Source organism: Exiguobacterium sp. s163 (assembly GCF_018617135.1).
Lineage (GTDB): Bacteria > Bacillota > Bacilli > Exiguobacteriales > Exiguobacteriaceae > Exiguobacterium > Exiguobacterium profundum.
The window spans coordinates 68,051-85,221 of the sequence record NZ_JACSJN010000002.1 but is presented as its reverse complement, the minus strand read 5'-3'; the positions used below and the strand labels follow the sequence as shown (position 1 = coordinate 85,221).

Annotated in this window: 14 protein-coding genes and 1 other annotated feature; all 14 genes read right to left on the bottom strand. The window is 49.5% G+C overall.

Translation table 11 applies throughout. The features are described from left to right. Positions 1–750 precede the first annotated feature (750 nt). The 14 genes from KNO71_RS06940 to clpX all read right to left on the bottom strand — a co-directional run bounded on the left by KNO71_RS06940 (position 751) and on the right by clpX (position 17,134). The gene (locus KNO71_RS06940) at positions 751–900 is read right to left on the bottom strand and encodes a hypothetical protein (RefSeq protein ID WP_214687804.1); all 150 of its coding nucleotides are present in this window, start codon (positions 898–900) and stop codon (positions 751–753) included. Positions 901–963: 63 nt separating this feature from the next. Beyond that, positions 964–1,557, bottom strand: a complete 594-nt coding sequence (locus tag KNO71_RS06935; protein WP_214687802.1) for a hypothetical protein — start codon at positions 1,555–1,557, stop codon at positions 964–966. A gap of 152 nt (positions 1,558–1,709) precedes the next feature. Continuing rightward, the gene (locus KNO71_RS17840) at positions 1,710–1,904 is read right to left on the bottom strand and encodes a DUF5388 domain-containing protein (protein ID WP_168169889.1); all 195 of its coding nucleotides are present in this window, start codon (positions 1,902–1,904) and stop codon (positions 1,710–1,712) included. 449 nt (positions 1,905–2,353) lie between these two features. Then, on the bottom strand, positions 2,354–3,109 hold the full coding sequence (locus KNO71_RS06925; protein ID WP_214687800.1) for a hypothetical protein: 756 nt from the start codon (positions 3,107–3,109) through the stop codon (positions 2,354–2,356). 92 nt (positions 3,110–3,201) lie between these two features. After that, a complete protein-coding gene (locus tag KNO71_RS06920; protein WP_015881122.1) occupies positions 3,202–5,853 on the bottom strand; it encodes a valine--tRNA ligase in 2,652 nt (883 codons plus the stop codon). A 58-nt stretch (positions 5,854–5,911) separates the two neighbouring features. Then, positions 5,912–6,133: a binding site (T-box leader), on the bottom strand. 47 nt (positions 6,134–6,180) lie between these two features. Further along, positions 6,181–7,485, bottom strand: a complete 1,305-nt coding sequence (hemL, locus tag KNO71_RS06915; protein ID WP_031421390.1) for a glutamate-1-semialdehyde 2,1-aminomutase — start codon at positions 7,483–7,485, stop codon at positions 6,181–6,183. Further along, complete coding sequence (gene hemB / locus KNO71_RS06910) at positions 7,482–8,462, bottom strand: porphobilinogen synthase (RefSeq protein ID WP_015881120.1); 981 nt, start codon at positions 8,460–8,462, stop codon at positions 7,482–7,484. The genes hemL and hemB overlap by 4 nt, the downstream gene beginning before the upstream one ends. Further along, complete coding sequence (locus tag KNO71_RS06905; RefSeq protein ID WP_214687799.1) at positions 8,459–9,091, bottom strand: uroporphyrinogen-III synthase; 633 nt, start codon at positions 9,089–9,091, stop codon at positions 8,459–8,461. Before KNO71_RS06905 ends, hemB begins: the two co-directional genes overlap by 4 nt. Positions 9,092–9,116: 25 nt before the next feature. Next, positions 9,117–10,034: a hydroxymethylbilane synthase gene (hemC, locus tag KNO71_RS06900; protein WP_214687797.1), complete on the bottom strand. Its 918-nt coding sequence runs from the start codon at positions 10,032–10,034 to the stop codon at positions 9,117–9,119. 52 nt (positions 10,035–10,086) lie between these two features. After that, positions 10,087–11,433, bottom strand: coding sequence for a glutamyl-tRNA reductase (hemA, locus tag KNO71_RS06895; RefSeq protein WP_074037529.1), 1,347 nt, complete (start codon positions 11,431–11,433; stop codon positions 10,087–10,089). A gap of 185 nt (positions 11,434–11,618) precedes the next feature. Continuing rightward, entirely contained in the window at positions 11,619–12,788 is a 1,170-nt protein-coding gene (locus KNO71_RS06890; RefSeq protein ID WP_078146535.1) for an AI-2E family transporter, read from the bottom strand. A 110-nt stretch (positions 12,789–12,898) separates the two neighbouring features. Continuing rightward, on the bottom strand, positions 12,899–13,492 hold the full coding sequence (gene yihA / locus KNO71_RS06885) for a ribosome biogenesis GTP-binding protein YihA/YsxC (protein WP_078146534.1): 594 nt from the start codon (positions 13,490–13,492) through the stop codon (positions 12,899–12,901). Continuing rightward, on the bottom strand, positions 13,493–15,793 hold the full coding sequence (gene lon / locus KNO71_RS06880; protein ID WP_214687795.1) for an endopeptidase La: 2,301 nt from the start codon (positions 15,791–15,793) through the stop codon (positions 13,493–13,495). It abuts the gene before it with no gap. A gap of 72 nt (positions 15,794–15,865) precedes the next feature. After that, on the bottom strand, positions 15,866–17,134 hold the full coding sequence (gene clpX / locus KNO71_RS06875; protein ID WP_015881113.1) for an ATP-dependent protease ATP-binding subunit ClpX: 1,269 nt from the start codon (positions 17,132–17,134) through the stop codon (positions 15,866–15,868). Between the last annotated feature and the right edge of the window lie 37 nt (positions 17,135–17,171).

The following is a 17,171-nucleotide window of genomic DNA, read 5'->3' as shown; positions in this document are numbered from 1 at the left end:
TTGAGATTTCTTCAGTCATCCATCAGAAGCGAAAGTGTTACAAAAAGTCGTTCCCGTAGCACTGACCAAGAACCTGATAAACCGAGAATTTAGCCTCTCACGACTGAATGAGAAATGGTGTATTTACGTCATGGAGTTCTAATATGGACCTGGTATCTTGGTGAGGGTATGACGATTCGATTGTCGCCTACGGCTTCTGAGAATCCAACACACTGGGTTCGTCTTCCGGACGATGACCCCAGCAATTGCTGGGCTATGTACAGGAGCTGGTTCGAGGACCTATAAAGATCGTCGGTTTTGAGGTACCCTGAAATTCGCAATATACTATGTGCTTTAGTTCCAGGTTTGTAACGAACCCACACCAGCCATCACGACTTACATATACAAACAGATCGTCTCTAGAAACAACTAAACGACTTAAGTTCTGTTAAATACAGGACTCAAGCCGTTTAGTCTAATTTTTATTTATTGCTCTATCTACTTAATGAGGAGAAATTCATGATGTGTCAGAATTTTTTAAAAGTTGATAAATAGTTTTTGGTGCACTTGATTCTAATTATTCCTCTTTTTTATTTTTGTCAAAAAGACTCCCAATCCAAACGATAATTCCTATAAAGATTGGGAGACCTAAAATAAAAGTAAGTAAGTTTTTCGGCACGATTTCATTATATATATATAACAACACTATTGATAAGACGATAATAACTAAATATTTAACAAACGTTTTCACTAACTACCATTCCTTTAATATTATTTCAATTCAATATAGTCATTTTTAGGCTTACTATCTCTAGCATCAATCCACTTAGCTAATCCAGTACCTAAATCCATATAGTTCATCGCCCATGCTGACCCTGCTCCTACCGCGACTGCTAATTTCAGTGCTCCCCAAGCTTTCAACCTACTTACCACTGTTTTAGTAAATATTCGTTGTGCTTCTTTTTTTCCCTTCTTGATAATAAATTAGGATACGCCTCCAGCTACCCCTCCCACAGCTATACCAAAGAGCGTATTAAAAGTAGCTGCTGCAAATTTAACACTAACTCTTGCTTGAAATGCGTTTGCTTCTTGAGTGCTAAATGCATCAATAATTGTATCTTTTATTACAAACTCTTTTTCCTCTTCATTCTGAATTTCCTCAATATTTTCTTCTAATTGTTCTTGGGCTACAGGTAAGTCATTGTAAATGCCAGAACTCTTATCAAAGAAGTCAGTTAATACTTCAGCAAAGGCCTTATCTTCCTCCATGTTATCAAATCCATATATAGTAATTTGTTCTTCTATTAAAGCATCAAACAACTGTCTTTGCTCTGGACTCATTTCATCAACAGATGGAATATTTTCTACAGCCTCTTCTAAATCAAAATCATCTGATAAAACTTCTTCACTCAGCTCTACTTCTTCGAATGAATGGAGTGCAGAAGTAGAAACCAAGACATTATCTAATGTAAATTGATTTTCTTGCTCTTGTGCTTTGCTATCCTGTGTTGGGATTGAGCTTAAAACGAATACTACAGCTGTAACCAATGATACTTTGCCTAGAAATGATTTTTTCAAAACGTTCCCCCTAAAGATATTTAATATTATCCAACAAAGGACAATGTACCAAAAAAAGGATTAATAGACAATATTATTTCAACGTAAATTTACTTTTTTTTAAAAATAATAGAAAGAGTGAGCAATGTCAAAATACACATTGCTCACTCTTTCTATTTCTTTTGCTTCATCATCAAAACATCTCGAATCATCTCGTATTCTTTCCTTTCATTTGAAGAGAGTAATTCAAGATACTCGTCAATCATCGTTGAAATGATCGCATCTGCTGAATCTGCTTTGCCCATCGTCACTAACGCTGATAATTTATTTTTTGTAAGGTTTGAAACACGAACAGTGCTTGATCCTATATTGACCGAGTTCTTAGCTACCCGTTTATTTGAGGTTTACTTTCTGAGACGTGGTTTTCGATCCCACTGTTTGATATTCCGATACCTCAGCCTTATATTTTTATTGAGGCGCTTCACCTTTAGGGTATCTTTATCTAACTTTAGTCGGTCAACCAATTTAGCCACATTTGACCGGTGTGGCAATCAGTACGCTCTTCACGTCTTCTCACTATATGTCAACAGGTCGATTGCCGTTTTGGAGTGAGGAAGACGAGGTATGAAATTCTTCTATAACATACTTTCGTCAGTGGTTGGAGTTCTATATTTTACATATATCGTCCACCTGTTTCGAATCGGTTTTACGACCCCGCTCTACACTTAGATTTCAATGCTATTGACGATTGGAGTCATCGCCTTGTGGCTTTTCAACAAACGACCCGAACGTCGCTCTTGACGCTCGGGTCTTAATATTATTCTGAATCCCGAAAAGGAAACGATACAGACGAAGGCTCCGGTAACGAATCAGCGAGTGCCAACAACTCTTCTTCCGAGATATTTCCTGTCACGATAATCAGTTTGCCTTGGGTTAAATAGTATAAACCGTTCCCGTATGATTGCTCCAATACATACGGTTCTGGCTGTTCCGACATCTCCCCTTCTACTTCAGTGAAAGAATCCGTCGCAATGATACTGATGAGGCGTGTCTCATCATATAACGTCCAAAGCTTCACCGGCCAATCGCTACCTGAATAATCAGCGCTGATGGCCTCCATCTCTTTATTAGGAAGATCTAATCCGTGAGCGAACGCTGATGATGTCTCCGGAATCCCAAAACGTTGCATGCCACGCTGCGCCCATCCATTTCTTTCATCATGAATGAATACGCCAAACGGGTTCTCACGGTCAGGGACGGTCATCGCAACTAAACCGATCCCCCCGACCATCGTCTCCGTTATAATGTGATCCTTCGACAAGTGTCTTGTCGAGCCATCTTCATATTGAAGGGTGATTTGTTCCACGACCGCGTCTGAGACCCGTTCCGTGCCTGGTTGTACTTCGGCAATCGTCGTCCCCGTCACGTCTACGTCGGGGAATTGCGATTCATCGATCACTCCCTCCTGTTCTACCTCTTCCACACCCGCCTTCTCCACAGCCTTCGTCTCTTCTGACGGTGTACATCCAGCCAGCCCTAATACAAGAACACACATTACCCCGATTCGTCTCATCTCATATCCCCTTTTCTACGTCTATCTCTTCAAATTCTACCAAAACACAAAAAAACCTTCTTCAGAGAATCAATCTCCAAAGAAGGTGTGTCTTACTTACGCAACTCTTCCAAACGGGCGCGGACCGCGTCACGCTTGTCGAGGTAGTCTTTTTCTTTTGCTTTCTCTTCGTCGATGACGTGAGCCGGTGCCTTGGCGATGAAACCTTGGTTTCCGAGTTTCTTCTGCACGCGCTCGACTTCTTTTTCATACTTCGCCACTTCTTTTTCAAGACGGGCGATTTCTTCTTCGAAGTTGATGAGGTCTGCGAGCGGGATGAAGAGCTCCGCTCCCGTCATGATCGCGGACATCGACTTGTCCGGAGCCGTGAGGCCACGTCCGATTTCAAGCTCTGTCGCATTCGTGAACTTGCCGATCGTCATTTCATTCGCGCTCAAGTAACCTTGTGTCGCATCGTCGCTCGTCGAGATGAAGAGCTGAATCGGTTTAGACATCGGTGCGTTCACTTCGGCACGGATGTTACGAACCGAGCGGATGACGTTCATCACAGCTTCAAACGCTGGAACCGAATCGGCGAAGTGAAGGTCGTCACGACGCGTCGGGTAGCTTGCACGAACGATTGAATCGCCTTCGTGCGGCAAGTGTTGCCAAATTTCTTCTGTAAGGAACGGCATGAACGGATGCATGAGACGCATGATCGAATCGAGCGTATGTGCGAGGACCGAACGGGTCGTGTGCTTCGCTGCTTCGTCCTCACCGTACAACGTGAGTTTCGCCATCTCGATGTACCAGTTACAGAACTCTTCCCAAATGAAGTTGTACAAGTAACGACCGGCTTCACCGAACTCGTACTTGTCGACGAGGCGTGTCACTTGGTCGATTGTGTCGTTCAAGCGCGTCAAGATCCACTTGTCAGCAAGCGTCTTCTCACCTGTGAGGTCGATGTCTTCGACTTTAAGACCATCCATGTTCATGAGTGCGAAACGGCTTGCGTTCCAAATCTTGTTCGCGAAGTTCCATGTCGACTCGATCTTCTCCCAATAGAAACGAAGGTCGTTCCCTGGTGTCGAACCTGTGAGGAGGAACCAACGGAGTGAATCCGCTCCGTATTGGTCGATGACTTCCATCGGGTCAACACCATTACCGAGAGATTTCGACATCTTGCGTCCTTCCGAGTCACGGATGAGACCGTGGATGAGGACATCATTAAACGGTTGCTTCCCTGTGAACTCGAGTGATTGGAAGATCATCCGTGATACCCAGAAGAAGATGATGTCGTATCCTGTAACGAGCGCGCTCGTCGGGAAGTAACGGTTGAAGTCCGGTGCGTCCGCATCCGGCCAGCCCATTGTTGAGAACGGCCAAAGTGCTGACGAGAACCATGTGTCGAGGACGTCTTCGTCTTGTGTCCAGTTCTCACTGTCCGCTGGCGCTTCTTTCCCTACATACACTTCTCCTGTCTCGTTATGGTACCAAGCCGGGATGCGGTGGCCCCACCAAAGTTGACGACTGATACACCAGTCGCGGATGTTCTCCATCCAACGGAGGTACGTGCCTTCGAAGCGTTCTGGGACGAAGTTGACTTTCGTGTCGTCGTTTCCTTGTGCCTCGAGTGCCGCTTTCGCGAGTGGCTCCATGTCAACAAACCATTGTTTCGAAAGGTATGGCTCGATGACTGCGCCTGAACGTTCCGAATGACCGACCGAGTGCGTGTGCGGCTCAATCTTCACGAGTGTGCCGTCCGCCTCAAGGTCTTTCACGAGTTGCTTGCGGCATTCGAAGCGGTCGAGCCCTTCGTACTTGCCTGCGTTCTCGTTCATCTTCCCGCCTTCATCCATGACGAGGATGCGTGGAAGCTCGTGGCGGTTTCCGATTTCAAAGTCGTTCGGGTCGTGTGCTGGCGTGATCTTCACGCAACCTGTACCGAACTCCATGTCGACATAGTCGTCTGCAACGATCGGGATTTCACGGTTCATGACTGGAAGCATGATCGTCTTGCCGATGAGGTGTGTGTAACGCTCATCTTTCGGGTTCACGGCAACCGCCGTATCACCGAGCATCGTTTCGGGACGTGTCGTTGCGATTTCGATATGACCTGAACCGTCAGCGAGTGGGTATTTCATGTGATAGAATGCACCCTCGACTTCTTGATAAATGACCTCGATATCTGAAACGGCCGTCTTTTGAGCCGGGTCCCAGTTGACGATATATTCGCCACGATAGATCAAGCCTTTTTCATAAAGACGGACGAACACTTCTTGAACGGCTTTTGAGAGCCCTTCGTCGAGTGTGAAGCGTTCACGCGAGTAGTCGAGACCGAGACCAAGTTTTGACCATTGGTCGCGAATCGTCTTCGCGTACTCGTCTTTCCATTCCCACGTCTTCTCGAGGAACTTCTCACGTCCGAGGTCGTAACGCATGACGCCTTCTTCACGGAGTTTTTGCTCTACTTTCGCTTGTGTCGCGATTCCGGCGTGGTCCATCCCTGGGAGCCAGAGCACGTCATAGCCTTGCATACGCTTGAGACGTGTCAACAAGTCTTGAAGCGTCGTGTCCCAGGCGTGACCGAGGTGAAGTTTCCCGGTAACGTTCGGTGGTGGGATGACAATCGTGTACGGTTGTTTCGAATCGTCCTCGTCTGCTTTAAATACATCGTTCTCTAACCAGTAGTCGTACCATTTTGACTCCGTCGCACTTGGGTCGTACTTCGTCGGCATGGTGATTTCATTTGTCTCATGGGCCATGTGTAGCGCCTCCTCTATCTTATTGGTGAACACAAAAACGGCTTCTCTCGTCCTATATGCTAAGGACGAAAGAAGCCGTGATCTTCCGCGGTACCACCTTAGTTCGCCAAAAAATGGCGCCCTCAAAATCGAATAACGGTCGATGGACCGAACTTTCCTACTCCATTCAGAAAGTCAGCTCCGAGGCGACTTCCGCGTCCATCCCTCGCAACCTTTCACCAAGCGGTCGCGTCTCTAAAAGGAATGGAGGATGCGTACTACTCCTCATCAAAGCCATTCATCGTATCTGTTAAATAATTGTAGCGACAGAAACGTCAGCAGTCAAGATTAGAGTGAAAACTCTTCTTGAAGCTCCTTGAACGTCGCCTCGACCGCTGCGATCGTCTTCTCGATATCCTCGTCCGTATGAGCCGTCGAGAGGAACAATCCTTCGAACTGTGACGGTGGCAAGAAGACGCCGCGCGCCGCCATCTTCTGATAGTAAGAGCGGAACATCTCGAGGTTTGCCGACTTCGCTTTCTCGAAGTTCGTCACTTTCTCGTTCGTGAAGAAGAAACCGAACATCGAGCCAGCGCGGTTCGTGTCGTGTGGGATGTTGTATTTCTCGCCTGCTTGCGTGAAGCCTTCCGCGAGACGGTCTGCTTTACGCTCGAACTCGGCGTAGTGCTCCGGTTTGAGTTGCGAGAGTGTCGTGTAACCGGCAATCATCGCAAGTGGGTTACCCGAGAGCGTCCCAGCTTGATAGATTGGACCTTGTGGTGCAATCTGTTCCATGATTTCACGTTTCCCGCCGTAAGCACCGACCGGAAGTCCGCCGCCGATGACCTTTCCGAGACATGTGAGGTCCGGTGTGACACCGAAGTACCCTTGTGCACAGTTGTATCCGACACGGAAGCCCGTCATGACCTCATCAAAGATGAGAAGCGCGCCGTTTTGTTCCGTGATCTCACGAAGTCCTTCGAGGAACCCTGGTTGTGGTGGCACGAAGCCCATGTTTCCTGCGGCCGGTTCGACGATGACGCCAGCGAGGTCGTCTCCGTATTTCTCAAAGGCGACGCGGACTGCGTCCAAGTCATTGTAAGGAACCGTGAGCGTATGGCTCGCGAGCTCTTTCGGTACACCTGGTGAGTCTGGGAGACCGAGCGTCGCGACACCAGAACCGGCTTTGATGAGAAGCGAGTCGCCGTGTCCGTGGTAACATCCTTCGAATTTCAAAATCTTTGTCTTCCCGGTATAGCCGCGTGCGAGGCGAAGTGCCGCCATCGTCGCTTCCGTACCCGAGTTGACCATACGGACCATCTCGATCGATGGGACGCGGTCGATGACGAGTTCTGCCATCTTCGTCTCAAGCTCGGTCGGCGTCCCGAACGTCCAGCCTTTTTCGGCTTGTTCTTGAATCGCTTTCGTGACGACCGGGTCACGGTGACCGAGGATGAGTGGTCCCCATGAGAGGACGTAATCGATATACTCGTTGCCGTCGATGTCATAGACGCGTGAACCTTCACCGCGTTCGGCGAAGATTGGCGTCATGCCGACCGATTTATAGGCACGGACCGGGCTGTTGACACCGCCTGGCATGAGTGGACGGGCTTGTTCGAACGCTTCCTGTGAGCGCGTTTGGTTGTATGTCATGCGTAGTCTCCTTCCAAATAGCGACAGACGTCTTTTGCGAAATACGTGACGATGAGATCGGCACCGGCACGTTTGAATCCGACCATCGTCTCCATGACGATGCGTTCTTCGTCGACCCAGTCGTTGAGTGACGCGGCTTTGATCATCGCATACTCTCCGCTCACGTTATACGCCACGATCGGCATATCGAGTGAGTCGCGCATATCACGGATGATATCCATGAACGCGAGAGCCGGTTTGACGATCATGAAGTCGGCACCTTGTTCCACATCCGATTGTGACTCGCGGAACGCCTCGCGACGGTTCGCCGGGTCCATCTGATACCCTTTACGGTCGCCTTCTCCAGGAGCTGATTGGGCTGCGTCACGAAACGGTCCGTAATAGGCTGATGCATATTTGACGCCGTAGCTCATGATTGGAATGTGGCTAAATCCGTTCTGGTCGAGACCTTCGCGGATAGCTGCGACGAATCCGTCCATCATCGAACTCGGTGCGATGATATCGGCACCCGCCTGTGCTTGCGTGATCGCCGTTTGGACGTGAAGAGGTAGCGATGCGTCGTTATCGACGTCCCCATCCTTCACGAGACCACAGTGACCTGTCGACGTGTATTCACAGAGGCACGTATCGGCGATGACCGTGAGCTGTGGCGCCCACTCTTTCACTTTACGAATCGCCTCTTGGACGATGCCGTGGTCATGATACGCTTCACTGCCTTCTGGGTCTTTATGTTCCGGCACACCGAACAAGAGCACAGATTGGAGACCGAGGTCGACGATTTCTTTAATCTCTTCTTCGAGTCGGTCAAGTGAATAATTGAAGACGCCAGGCATCGAGCTGACTTCACGTTTAATGTTAGTCCCTTCAATGATGAAGAGCGGGTAAATCAAATCTTCTTTTCGAACATGATTTTCACGTACGAGGGCACGCATCGACTTCGATGAGCGAAGACGACGGTGACGGTCAAACTGGTTCATGAAAAATCCTCCCCTACACACTGTATTAATGCATCCATAGTATAACATTCTGGCACTCGTATCGGTAACGTCGACACTTGTCGGACGGCGCGTTCGGTCACTTCGCCGATGGCGTACCACTTCCCGTTGAAGCGGGACAAGTATGGTGTGAGCGCCTCGACGGCCGACGGACTCAAGACGAGCAGCGCCTTTACGGTTTCGAGTTGTTGCTGTTGCGCCGGTGTCAACGGCACTGGAACCGTCTCATAGACGACCCAGTCCTGTACATGAGGCAACATCGACATATGGGACGTGTTCGCCAAATTGCCACGCGCGAACAAGACGACATCATCGGTCGAAACAACGTCAGATAACTGCTCAAAAAGCGCCTCACCCGTATACGTCTCCGGCATGAGCGAGACTTTAAAGCCCTCCGCTTCAAGCGCCCGCTTCGTCTTCTCTCCGACAGCGGCGACCTGGACGTCACGCGTCAGATTCCGAAGGGCTTGCACCGCGTTTTGACTCGTGACGACGAGCCAATCGAATCGTTCCACGGGTGGCGGTGTATGCGTCTCTCTCGTCTGAATGAGCGGGACATGATGAACGGAAAGACCGCTCGCCTCGAGCCGTGCCCGTTGCGAAGCGGTCATTCGTTTCGTTCCCGTGTACCAAACGTCACTCATTGACCGAGGCGAGGATTTCACGCCCGCCACGACCGAGCAATTCTTCTGCGACGTCCATTCCGAGTGCGATTCCGTCCGTTGACGTCTTCGTCACGCGAAGCACTTCTTTCCCGTCCACTGACGCGATGAGACCTGTCAGTGTCACGTCGTCACCGTCGACCGTCGCATAACCGCCGACCGGTACGTGACAACTTCCTTCGATCGCTTTTAAGAAGGTGCGCTCTGCTGTAGCCGCTTTCGCTGTCACTTCATCATGCAACAATTGAAGCACTGCCGTCACTTCTGCGTCGTCCTTGCGGCTCTCGATGGCGAGTACGCCTTGTCCGACAGCAGGTACCATGACGTCCGGGTCAAGCGCTTCGAAGTCGACACGATCTGTCCACCCCATCCGTTCAAGTCCGGCTTTCGCGAGCAAGATGGCATTGTAGTTCTCGGAGTCTAACTTCTTCAGACGCGTGTCGATGTTTCCACGAATCCATTGAATCTCAAGGTCAGGACGGGCTGCCAAAATTTGAGCACCACGACGGAGTGAGCTCGTTCCGACAATCGAACCTTTTGGAAGCGTCTCGAACGTGTAGCCGTTCTCACAGATGAGGACGTCACGCGCATCGACACGTTTCGGCATGCAGCTAATATAGAGTTCTTCTGGTAGTTCGGCCGGAACGTCTTTCATGCTGTGTACGGCGAAATCGATGTGCCCATCGAGCATCTGTTGTTGAATCTCTTTGACGAACAACCCTTTCCCACCGACTTTCGACAATTGCACGTCGACGATTTGGTCACCTTTCGTCACGATTTCTTTAATCTCGAACTCGTTCTTTGCTCCAGCTTGCTTCAACTGCTCGATGACCCATTTTGTTTGAGTCATGGCGAGTTGGGAACGGCGTGAGCCGACAATGATTTTCCGCATGTTCAATCTCTCCTTCATAGAAAAAGGCGACACGCGTCGCCTTTTTGTCTTGTTAGCGCATCAATGCGCGAAGTGGTGCTTTGGCAGAAGTGGCATCTGTTTCTTCCACTTCGTCTACAGGTTGTTCCGGCAACTCGACATCAAGTCCGAACGTCTCGATGAATTGAGCGATTCGAACGTTCGCGTCCGGTTGAGCCGCTGCATCTTTAATGTAGTCAATCGGGTCACGAAGCATTTGATTGATGATCGACTTCATGTGCTTCCCGATGACTTTCTTGTCTCGTGCTGACAAATGGTCGAGCTTACGCTCAAGACTCGTCATCGTATCTTCTTGAATATCAAGGGCACGAGCACGCAACTCGTTCATGATTGGCACGACACCAAGCGTGATGAGCCATGTTTGGAACTCTTGAATCGCTTCATCGATTTTCATTTCAATCTTTTCAGCCTCGACGAGACGCGCTTCAAGATTTTTGTTTACGATTCCATTCAAATCATCGACATCGAACAAATGCACACCCGGAAGTGTCGCGACCGCTGGATCGATATCTCGCGGCACAGCGATGTCAATGAGAAGAAGCGGACGTTCGCGGCGCAGCAACTGCGCAGCCGCTACATCGTCGTATCCAATGACGGCATCCTTCGCCCCGGTCGAACTAATCAAAATATCTGCATCAAGTAATCCACATGCGATCTCACGAATCGAATGCGCACGGCCTTTGAACTTATCCGCTACAGCTTTTGCTTTGCTCTCCGTCCGGTTGAAGACAGCGATTTGTTTCGCACCAGCTTCAAATAAGTTGAGTGTCGTCAATTCACCCGTCTCACCGGCTCCGACGACGACGACTTGTTTGTCTTCAAGCTGTTGATACATCTCTTGTGCGAGCGTCACGGCAGCCGAACTGACCGATACAGACATTTCCCCAATTTGCGTGTCCGTATGGGCGCGCTTGGCGAGTGTAACCGCTTCTTTGAATAATTTGTTGAAGACCGTTCCTGTCGTTCCATGCTCCTGGGCACGGAAGAAACTCGTCTTCACTTGACCTAAAATTTGTGTTTCCCCGATGATCATCGAGTCGAGGCCCGACGTGACACGGAACAAGTGGCGAATCGCCTCTTCCCCTTCTCGAATCGACAAGTATGGTGTGAACTGCTCCATCTCTAAGTTGAACCAGTTCGCCAAGAAACGTTTCGTGTAATAACGTCCAGTATGGAGTTGATCTGTCACGACGTACAGCTCTGTCCGGTTACACGTAGACAAAATAACCGACTCGAAAATGCTCTTCTCTTCGCGAAGTGCAATCATCGCATCCACGATTTCTTGCTCCCCAAACGAGAACTGCTCCCGAATCGCGACAGGGGCTGTCTTGTTATTTAGTCCAACGACGACAATATGCATGTATCTCTTCCCCTCATCTAAAATCCACCGACGGTTATCTCTTCTTTATTTCAATCTCTACCGTACATTATAACAGTTCTTATCTGGTAACTATAATCTTCTGTTTGATTTTCCTAAAATAAAATAAGAACTTTTTGTGACAAAAAGAAGTAGAAATGGCGAAACTCCATTCCTACCCTTTTTTCTTATGGATTTGGCGAGTTCGGGTCCGTAATAATCGAACTCTCGGGCTCCTCTTTGTCTAAATAATGCTCCCGTTCCCGTAATTTATAGATGCGAACGATATTCTGGACAACCGTTTTGGCGACCGCATAAAACGGTACAGCGATGAGCATTCCGATGATACCGGCCAAATTTCCTGCCACGAGCAAGACGATGATAATCGTGAGCGGGTGTACTTTTAACGACTTCCCTTGAATGAGTGGCGAGATGACGTTCGACTCAATCTGTTGCACGACGATGATGACAACGATGACCCATAATACCTTGATTGGATCTTGAATGAATGCCACGACCACTGCCGGTGCAGCCCCTAGGAACGGTCCAACGTAAGGGATGATATTTGTTACCATCATGAAGAGTGCGAGCAAGATGGCATAATCTACACCGACGATCCATAGACCGATCAGTGACGTGATTCCAACGAAGAATGCGACGAGCAACTGAGCGTTGACGTAGCTCCGCACCGTCTCGTGCATGTCATGCAAGATGTGACGCGTCTCTTTCTCATAGCTCGAGGGTAAGAGTTTGACGATAGCGTCTGGTAAACGTTTCCCGTCGAGTAACATGTAAAGGAGCATGAACGGGATGACGACAATCGTGATAACCGCTGACGTCACGAAACCAACGACTTGCCCAAATGACGAGGCGATATTTCCGAACAAATCACCTAAGTACGACGTGATGTTCGTCGTCAAGTTACGGAACATCTCGTCATTTTCTGCCATGAAGCGTGCAAAGAACTCATTTTGTAGCAACGTGTCACGGACAGCGAACGCCTGTTTCTGAAGTTCTTTTGCGATACTCGGCATAGAGTTGACGAGCGACGTGATTTGTTCGCCTAAAACCGGCCCGAGAATACTGAAGACAAGTGTAAAAATAAGCACGAGTCCGATCAGTGTGATGGCTACAGCTAGCGTTCTCTTCCCTTTTAAGCGTTTCTCTAAGAAATCGACAATCCCGACCAGAAAATAAAAGAAGAGTCCGGCCACAATAAGCGGAACCGTGACGAGTGCCAAGATGACTTGAATCGGTTCAAACACGAACGAGATCTGTGTCCCGACCCAAATGACTAAAAAGATGGTCAGCGTCCAAAAGAGGGCGCGATACCATTTGTTTTCAAACATGCGTTGCATTTCTCCACCTCGTTTACAATGATGACTATGTACTAACTATGATTATACGATAATTACCCGCTTGCGGGCTGACAAAAACAAAAAGGCGAAGGAATCCCTTCGCCTTCTCCTTATTCGCCTTCAGTGATGAGTGCGTAAATCGCTTTCCATGCCTCGTCTTTTCCTTCTGCCGTCTCGGCTGAGAAGGCGACAAAACGGTCAGATGGATCGAATTGAAGCTTGCGTTTCACCGCCGCCTCATGTTTTTGACGCTGACTCTTCTTGATTTTATCGAGTTTCGTCGCCACAACGATGACCGGAATCTCATAATGTTTCAAAAAGTTGTACATCGTCACATCGTCACCCGTCGGATCATGACGGATATCGACGAGTAAGACGACGCCGCGAAGCGCCTCTTGACTCGTCAAATACTGTTCCATCATGACGCCCCACTTCTCACGTTCCGTCTTCGAGACTTTCGCATATCCGTATCCCGGAACGTCAACGAACATGATCTCATCATTGATGTTGAAGAAGTTGAGGGTCTGTGTCTTCCCTGGTTTCGAAGACGTCCGTGCGAGCGCCTTCCGTTGGCAAATCTTATTGATGAACGACGATTTCCCGACGTTCGACCGCCCGGCAAGTGCCACTTCCGGCAAGTCATGGACCGGGTAATGGTCTGGCGCGACGGCACTCGTCACAAACTCTGCTTTGTTGATCTTCATTTAATTTCCTCCAAATGCTACATCTAGTACTTCATCGAGTGTCGTCACGGGAACGAACGTCAATTTCTCACGAACCGTCTCTTGAATATCATCGATGTCTCGCTCATTATCTTTCGGAATGACGATGGTCGTCAACCCGGCCCGATGAGCAGCGAGCGCTTTTTCTTTCAATCCGCCGATCGGCAAAACACGTCCACGGAGTGTGATCTCACCTGTCATCCCGACGTCGCGATGGACTTTCTTCCCGGTCAATGCGGAAATCAAGGCTGTCGCGATCGTGATGCCCGCCGACGGTCCGTCTTTTGGCACGGCACCCTCTGGCACGTGAATGTGAATGTCTTGTCGCTCATAGAACGTCGGGTCAATCCCGAACCGCTCTGCGTTTGCACGGACATAGCTATATGCTGTTTGTGCCGACTCCTGCATCACATCACCGAGTTTACCCGTCAACTGAAGTTTGCCTTTCCCTGGAGCGAGCGCCACTTCGATTGTGAGCGTGTCGCCACCAAACGCCGTGTAGGCAAGGCCTGTCACCGCACCGATGGAGTCCTCGGTCTCCCCTTTTCCGTAGCGATACTTCGGCTTCCCGAGATACGTGATGATTGCCTTTTTCGAAATCGTGACCCGTTTCTTCTCCCCGATGGCGATTTGTTTCGCGGCTTTCCGGCAGAGTGATCCGATGACGCGTTCTAAGTTCCGGACGCCGGCTTCACGTGTGTAACGACGGACGACTTCATAGAGCGCATCTTCTTTAATCGTCAACTGACTCTTCTTCAATCCGTGCTCTGTCAACTGTTTCGGCACCAAGTGACGCTTCGCGATCTCTACTTTCTCAAGCTCCGTGTATCCACCGATTTGAATCAATTCCATCCGGTCAAGAAGCGGTGCTGGGATTTGTGAGACATCATTCGCAGTTGCGATAAAGAGAACGTTCGACAAATCGAACGGTTCTTCGATGTAGTGGTCCGAGAAGGAGACGTTTTGTTCTGGGTCGAGCACTTCTAGCATCGCGGACGCCGGGTCCCCTCTGAAGTCAGAAGCCATCTTGTCGATCTCATCGAGCAAGAAGACCGGATTTTTGCTTTCCGCTTGCTTCAGCCCACGGATGATCCGTCCTGGCATCGCACCGATATACGTACGACGGTGCCCGCGGATTTCCGCCTCATCACGAACCCCTCCGAGCGAGACGCGAACGAAGTGACGTTCAAGCGCCGACGCGATGGAGCGGGCGAGTGACGTCTTCCCGACCCCTGGAGGTCCGGCGAGACAGAGGATTGGTCCACGAAGCGAGTTCGTCAACTGACGGACGGCCAGGTATTCGAGGATTCGGTCTTTGACCGACTCCAAGCCGTAATGGTCATCGTCAAGGACGTCTGCCGCATGTTTCACGTCAAGCTTGTCTTCCGTCTCAATGCCCCATGGAAGAGAAGTGACCCAGTCGAGGTAGTTACGGATGACCGCATACTCTGGAGACGTCTGCGGCACGACGTTCAATCGTTCCGCTTCACGCATGACGTTCTTCCGCGTCGTCTCTGGCAAGTCGAGCGCCTCTAACTTCTCACGAAGGCGGTTCGGTTCTGACTCTTGCGTCTGGTCACCGAGCTCTTGTTGAATCGTCTTCATCTGTTCTCGTAAGTAATACTCGCGCTGTGACTGCTCAATCGACTTCTTCGTCCGCTCGCGCATCTCTTGCTCGAGTTCGATCACTTCGACCTCATGTGCGATGATTTCAAGCAGTTCAAGCCCTCGTTTGACCGCATCTGCTTCTTCAAGCATCGCTTGGCGAAGTTCGACGTCGACATCAAGTTTCGACGTGATATAGTCCGTGAGCGATTCAAGCCGCTCATACATCTCGAAACGACGACGCTCATCTGGCGACATGCCCTTGATGTTTGCGACAAGTTTTCCGAACTGCTCTTTCAACAGACGGACGAGTGCCGTACGTTCGACTTCTTCTCCTTCAGCAAGTTCAAGTGGTTCGACGTTGGCGAACCATCCTTCATCTGTCGATTCAATCGAGTCGACACGGACACGCTCTTTCCCGACGATCCGAACCCGAATCGTCTCGTTCGACAGTTCACTCATCTTCGCAATGTGGACACGTGTTCCAACCGTGTATAAGTCTTCCGGTTCCGGTGACTCGTTCCCTGTTTCTTTCTGTGTCACGACAATCAAATCTGTTTCATGCTCCTTTGCGGCAAGGAGCGCCCGAAGGGATAACGGGCGTCCGACATCGATGGTCACACCGATGAGCGGATATACGACGACTCCTCGCAAAGGAAGGATTGGTAATTTTTCCATATACAACGCCTCCTGTGCAAAAAGGCCCAAAACTCGGATGTGCCGAGTGTTTGAGCCTTCTTCGTTAAAAAATTATGCTGTCTCTTTGTTGTCCCCTGTCTGTTCGACAGTACCGTCACGAAGGACGTATTTCGGACCGGCAAGACCCGTAATCGTTTCATCCGTGATGATGACTTTCTCGATATCGTCACGCGATGGGACAGTGAACATCACATCGAGCATCATTTCTTCGATAATCGAGCGGAGACCGCGCGCGCCAGTCTTACGTTTGATCGCAAGTTTGGCGATTTCGATCAATGCTTCGTCTGTGAAGGTCAATTCGACATCGTCAAGCTCGAGCATTTTCTCGTACTGACGGACGAGAGCATTTTTCGGCTTCGTCAAGATTTCAACGAGCGCTTCCTCATCGAGTGTCGTGAGCGTCGCCATGACTGGCAAACGTCCGATGAACTCAGGAATCAAGCCGAATTTTTGAAGGTCTTCAGGGAGTGCGCGGGCGAGCAAGTCCTCTTGCGTCAACTCGCGATTCTCTTGGTCGTTTCCGAAACCGATGACTTTCTTCCCGATTCGGCGTTTGACGACCGATTCGATGCCGGCGAATGCGCCACCGACAATGAAGAGAATGTTTGTTGTGTCGATTTGGATAAATTCTTGATGCGGATGCTTCCGTCCACCTTGTGGCGGTACGCTTGCTGTCGTGCCTTCAAGAATTTTAAGGAGCGCCTGCTGAACGCCTTCACCGGATACGTCACGCGTAATCGATGGGTTTTCAGACTTACGGGCAATCTTATCGATTTCATCGATGTAGATGATCCCTTTTTCAGCCTTCTCGACATCATAGTCAGCCGATTGAATCAATTTAAGCAAGATATTCTCTACGTCTTCTCCGACGTAACCTGCTTCCGTCAAGCTCGTCGCATCTGCGATTGCGAATGGGACGTTCAAGACGCGAGCCATCGTCTGAGCGAGAAGCGTCTTCCCGCTACCAGTTGGTCCGATCATGACGATGTTCGACTTCGCAAGTTCGACATCATCCGAACGGCCGCCGGCGTTGATCCGTTTATAGTGGTTATAGACAGCGACTGAAAGCGCACGTTTGGCGCGGTCTTGACCAATGACATAATCGTCTAGGATGTTACGAATCTCTTGTGGTTTTGGAATGTCTTTGAATTCGACTTCTTCCTCTACACCGAGCTCTTCCTCAACGATTTCATTACAAAGTTCGATACACTCATCGCAAATGTATACACCTGGTCCAGCGACTAACTTACGAACTTGTTCTTGCGATTTTCCGCAAAACGAGCACTTGAGTTGCCCCTTTTCCTCGTTAAATTTGAACATTCGATACACCCCTTCTGTGGTGAAAATGGATGTAAGT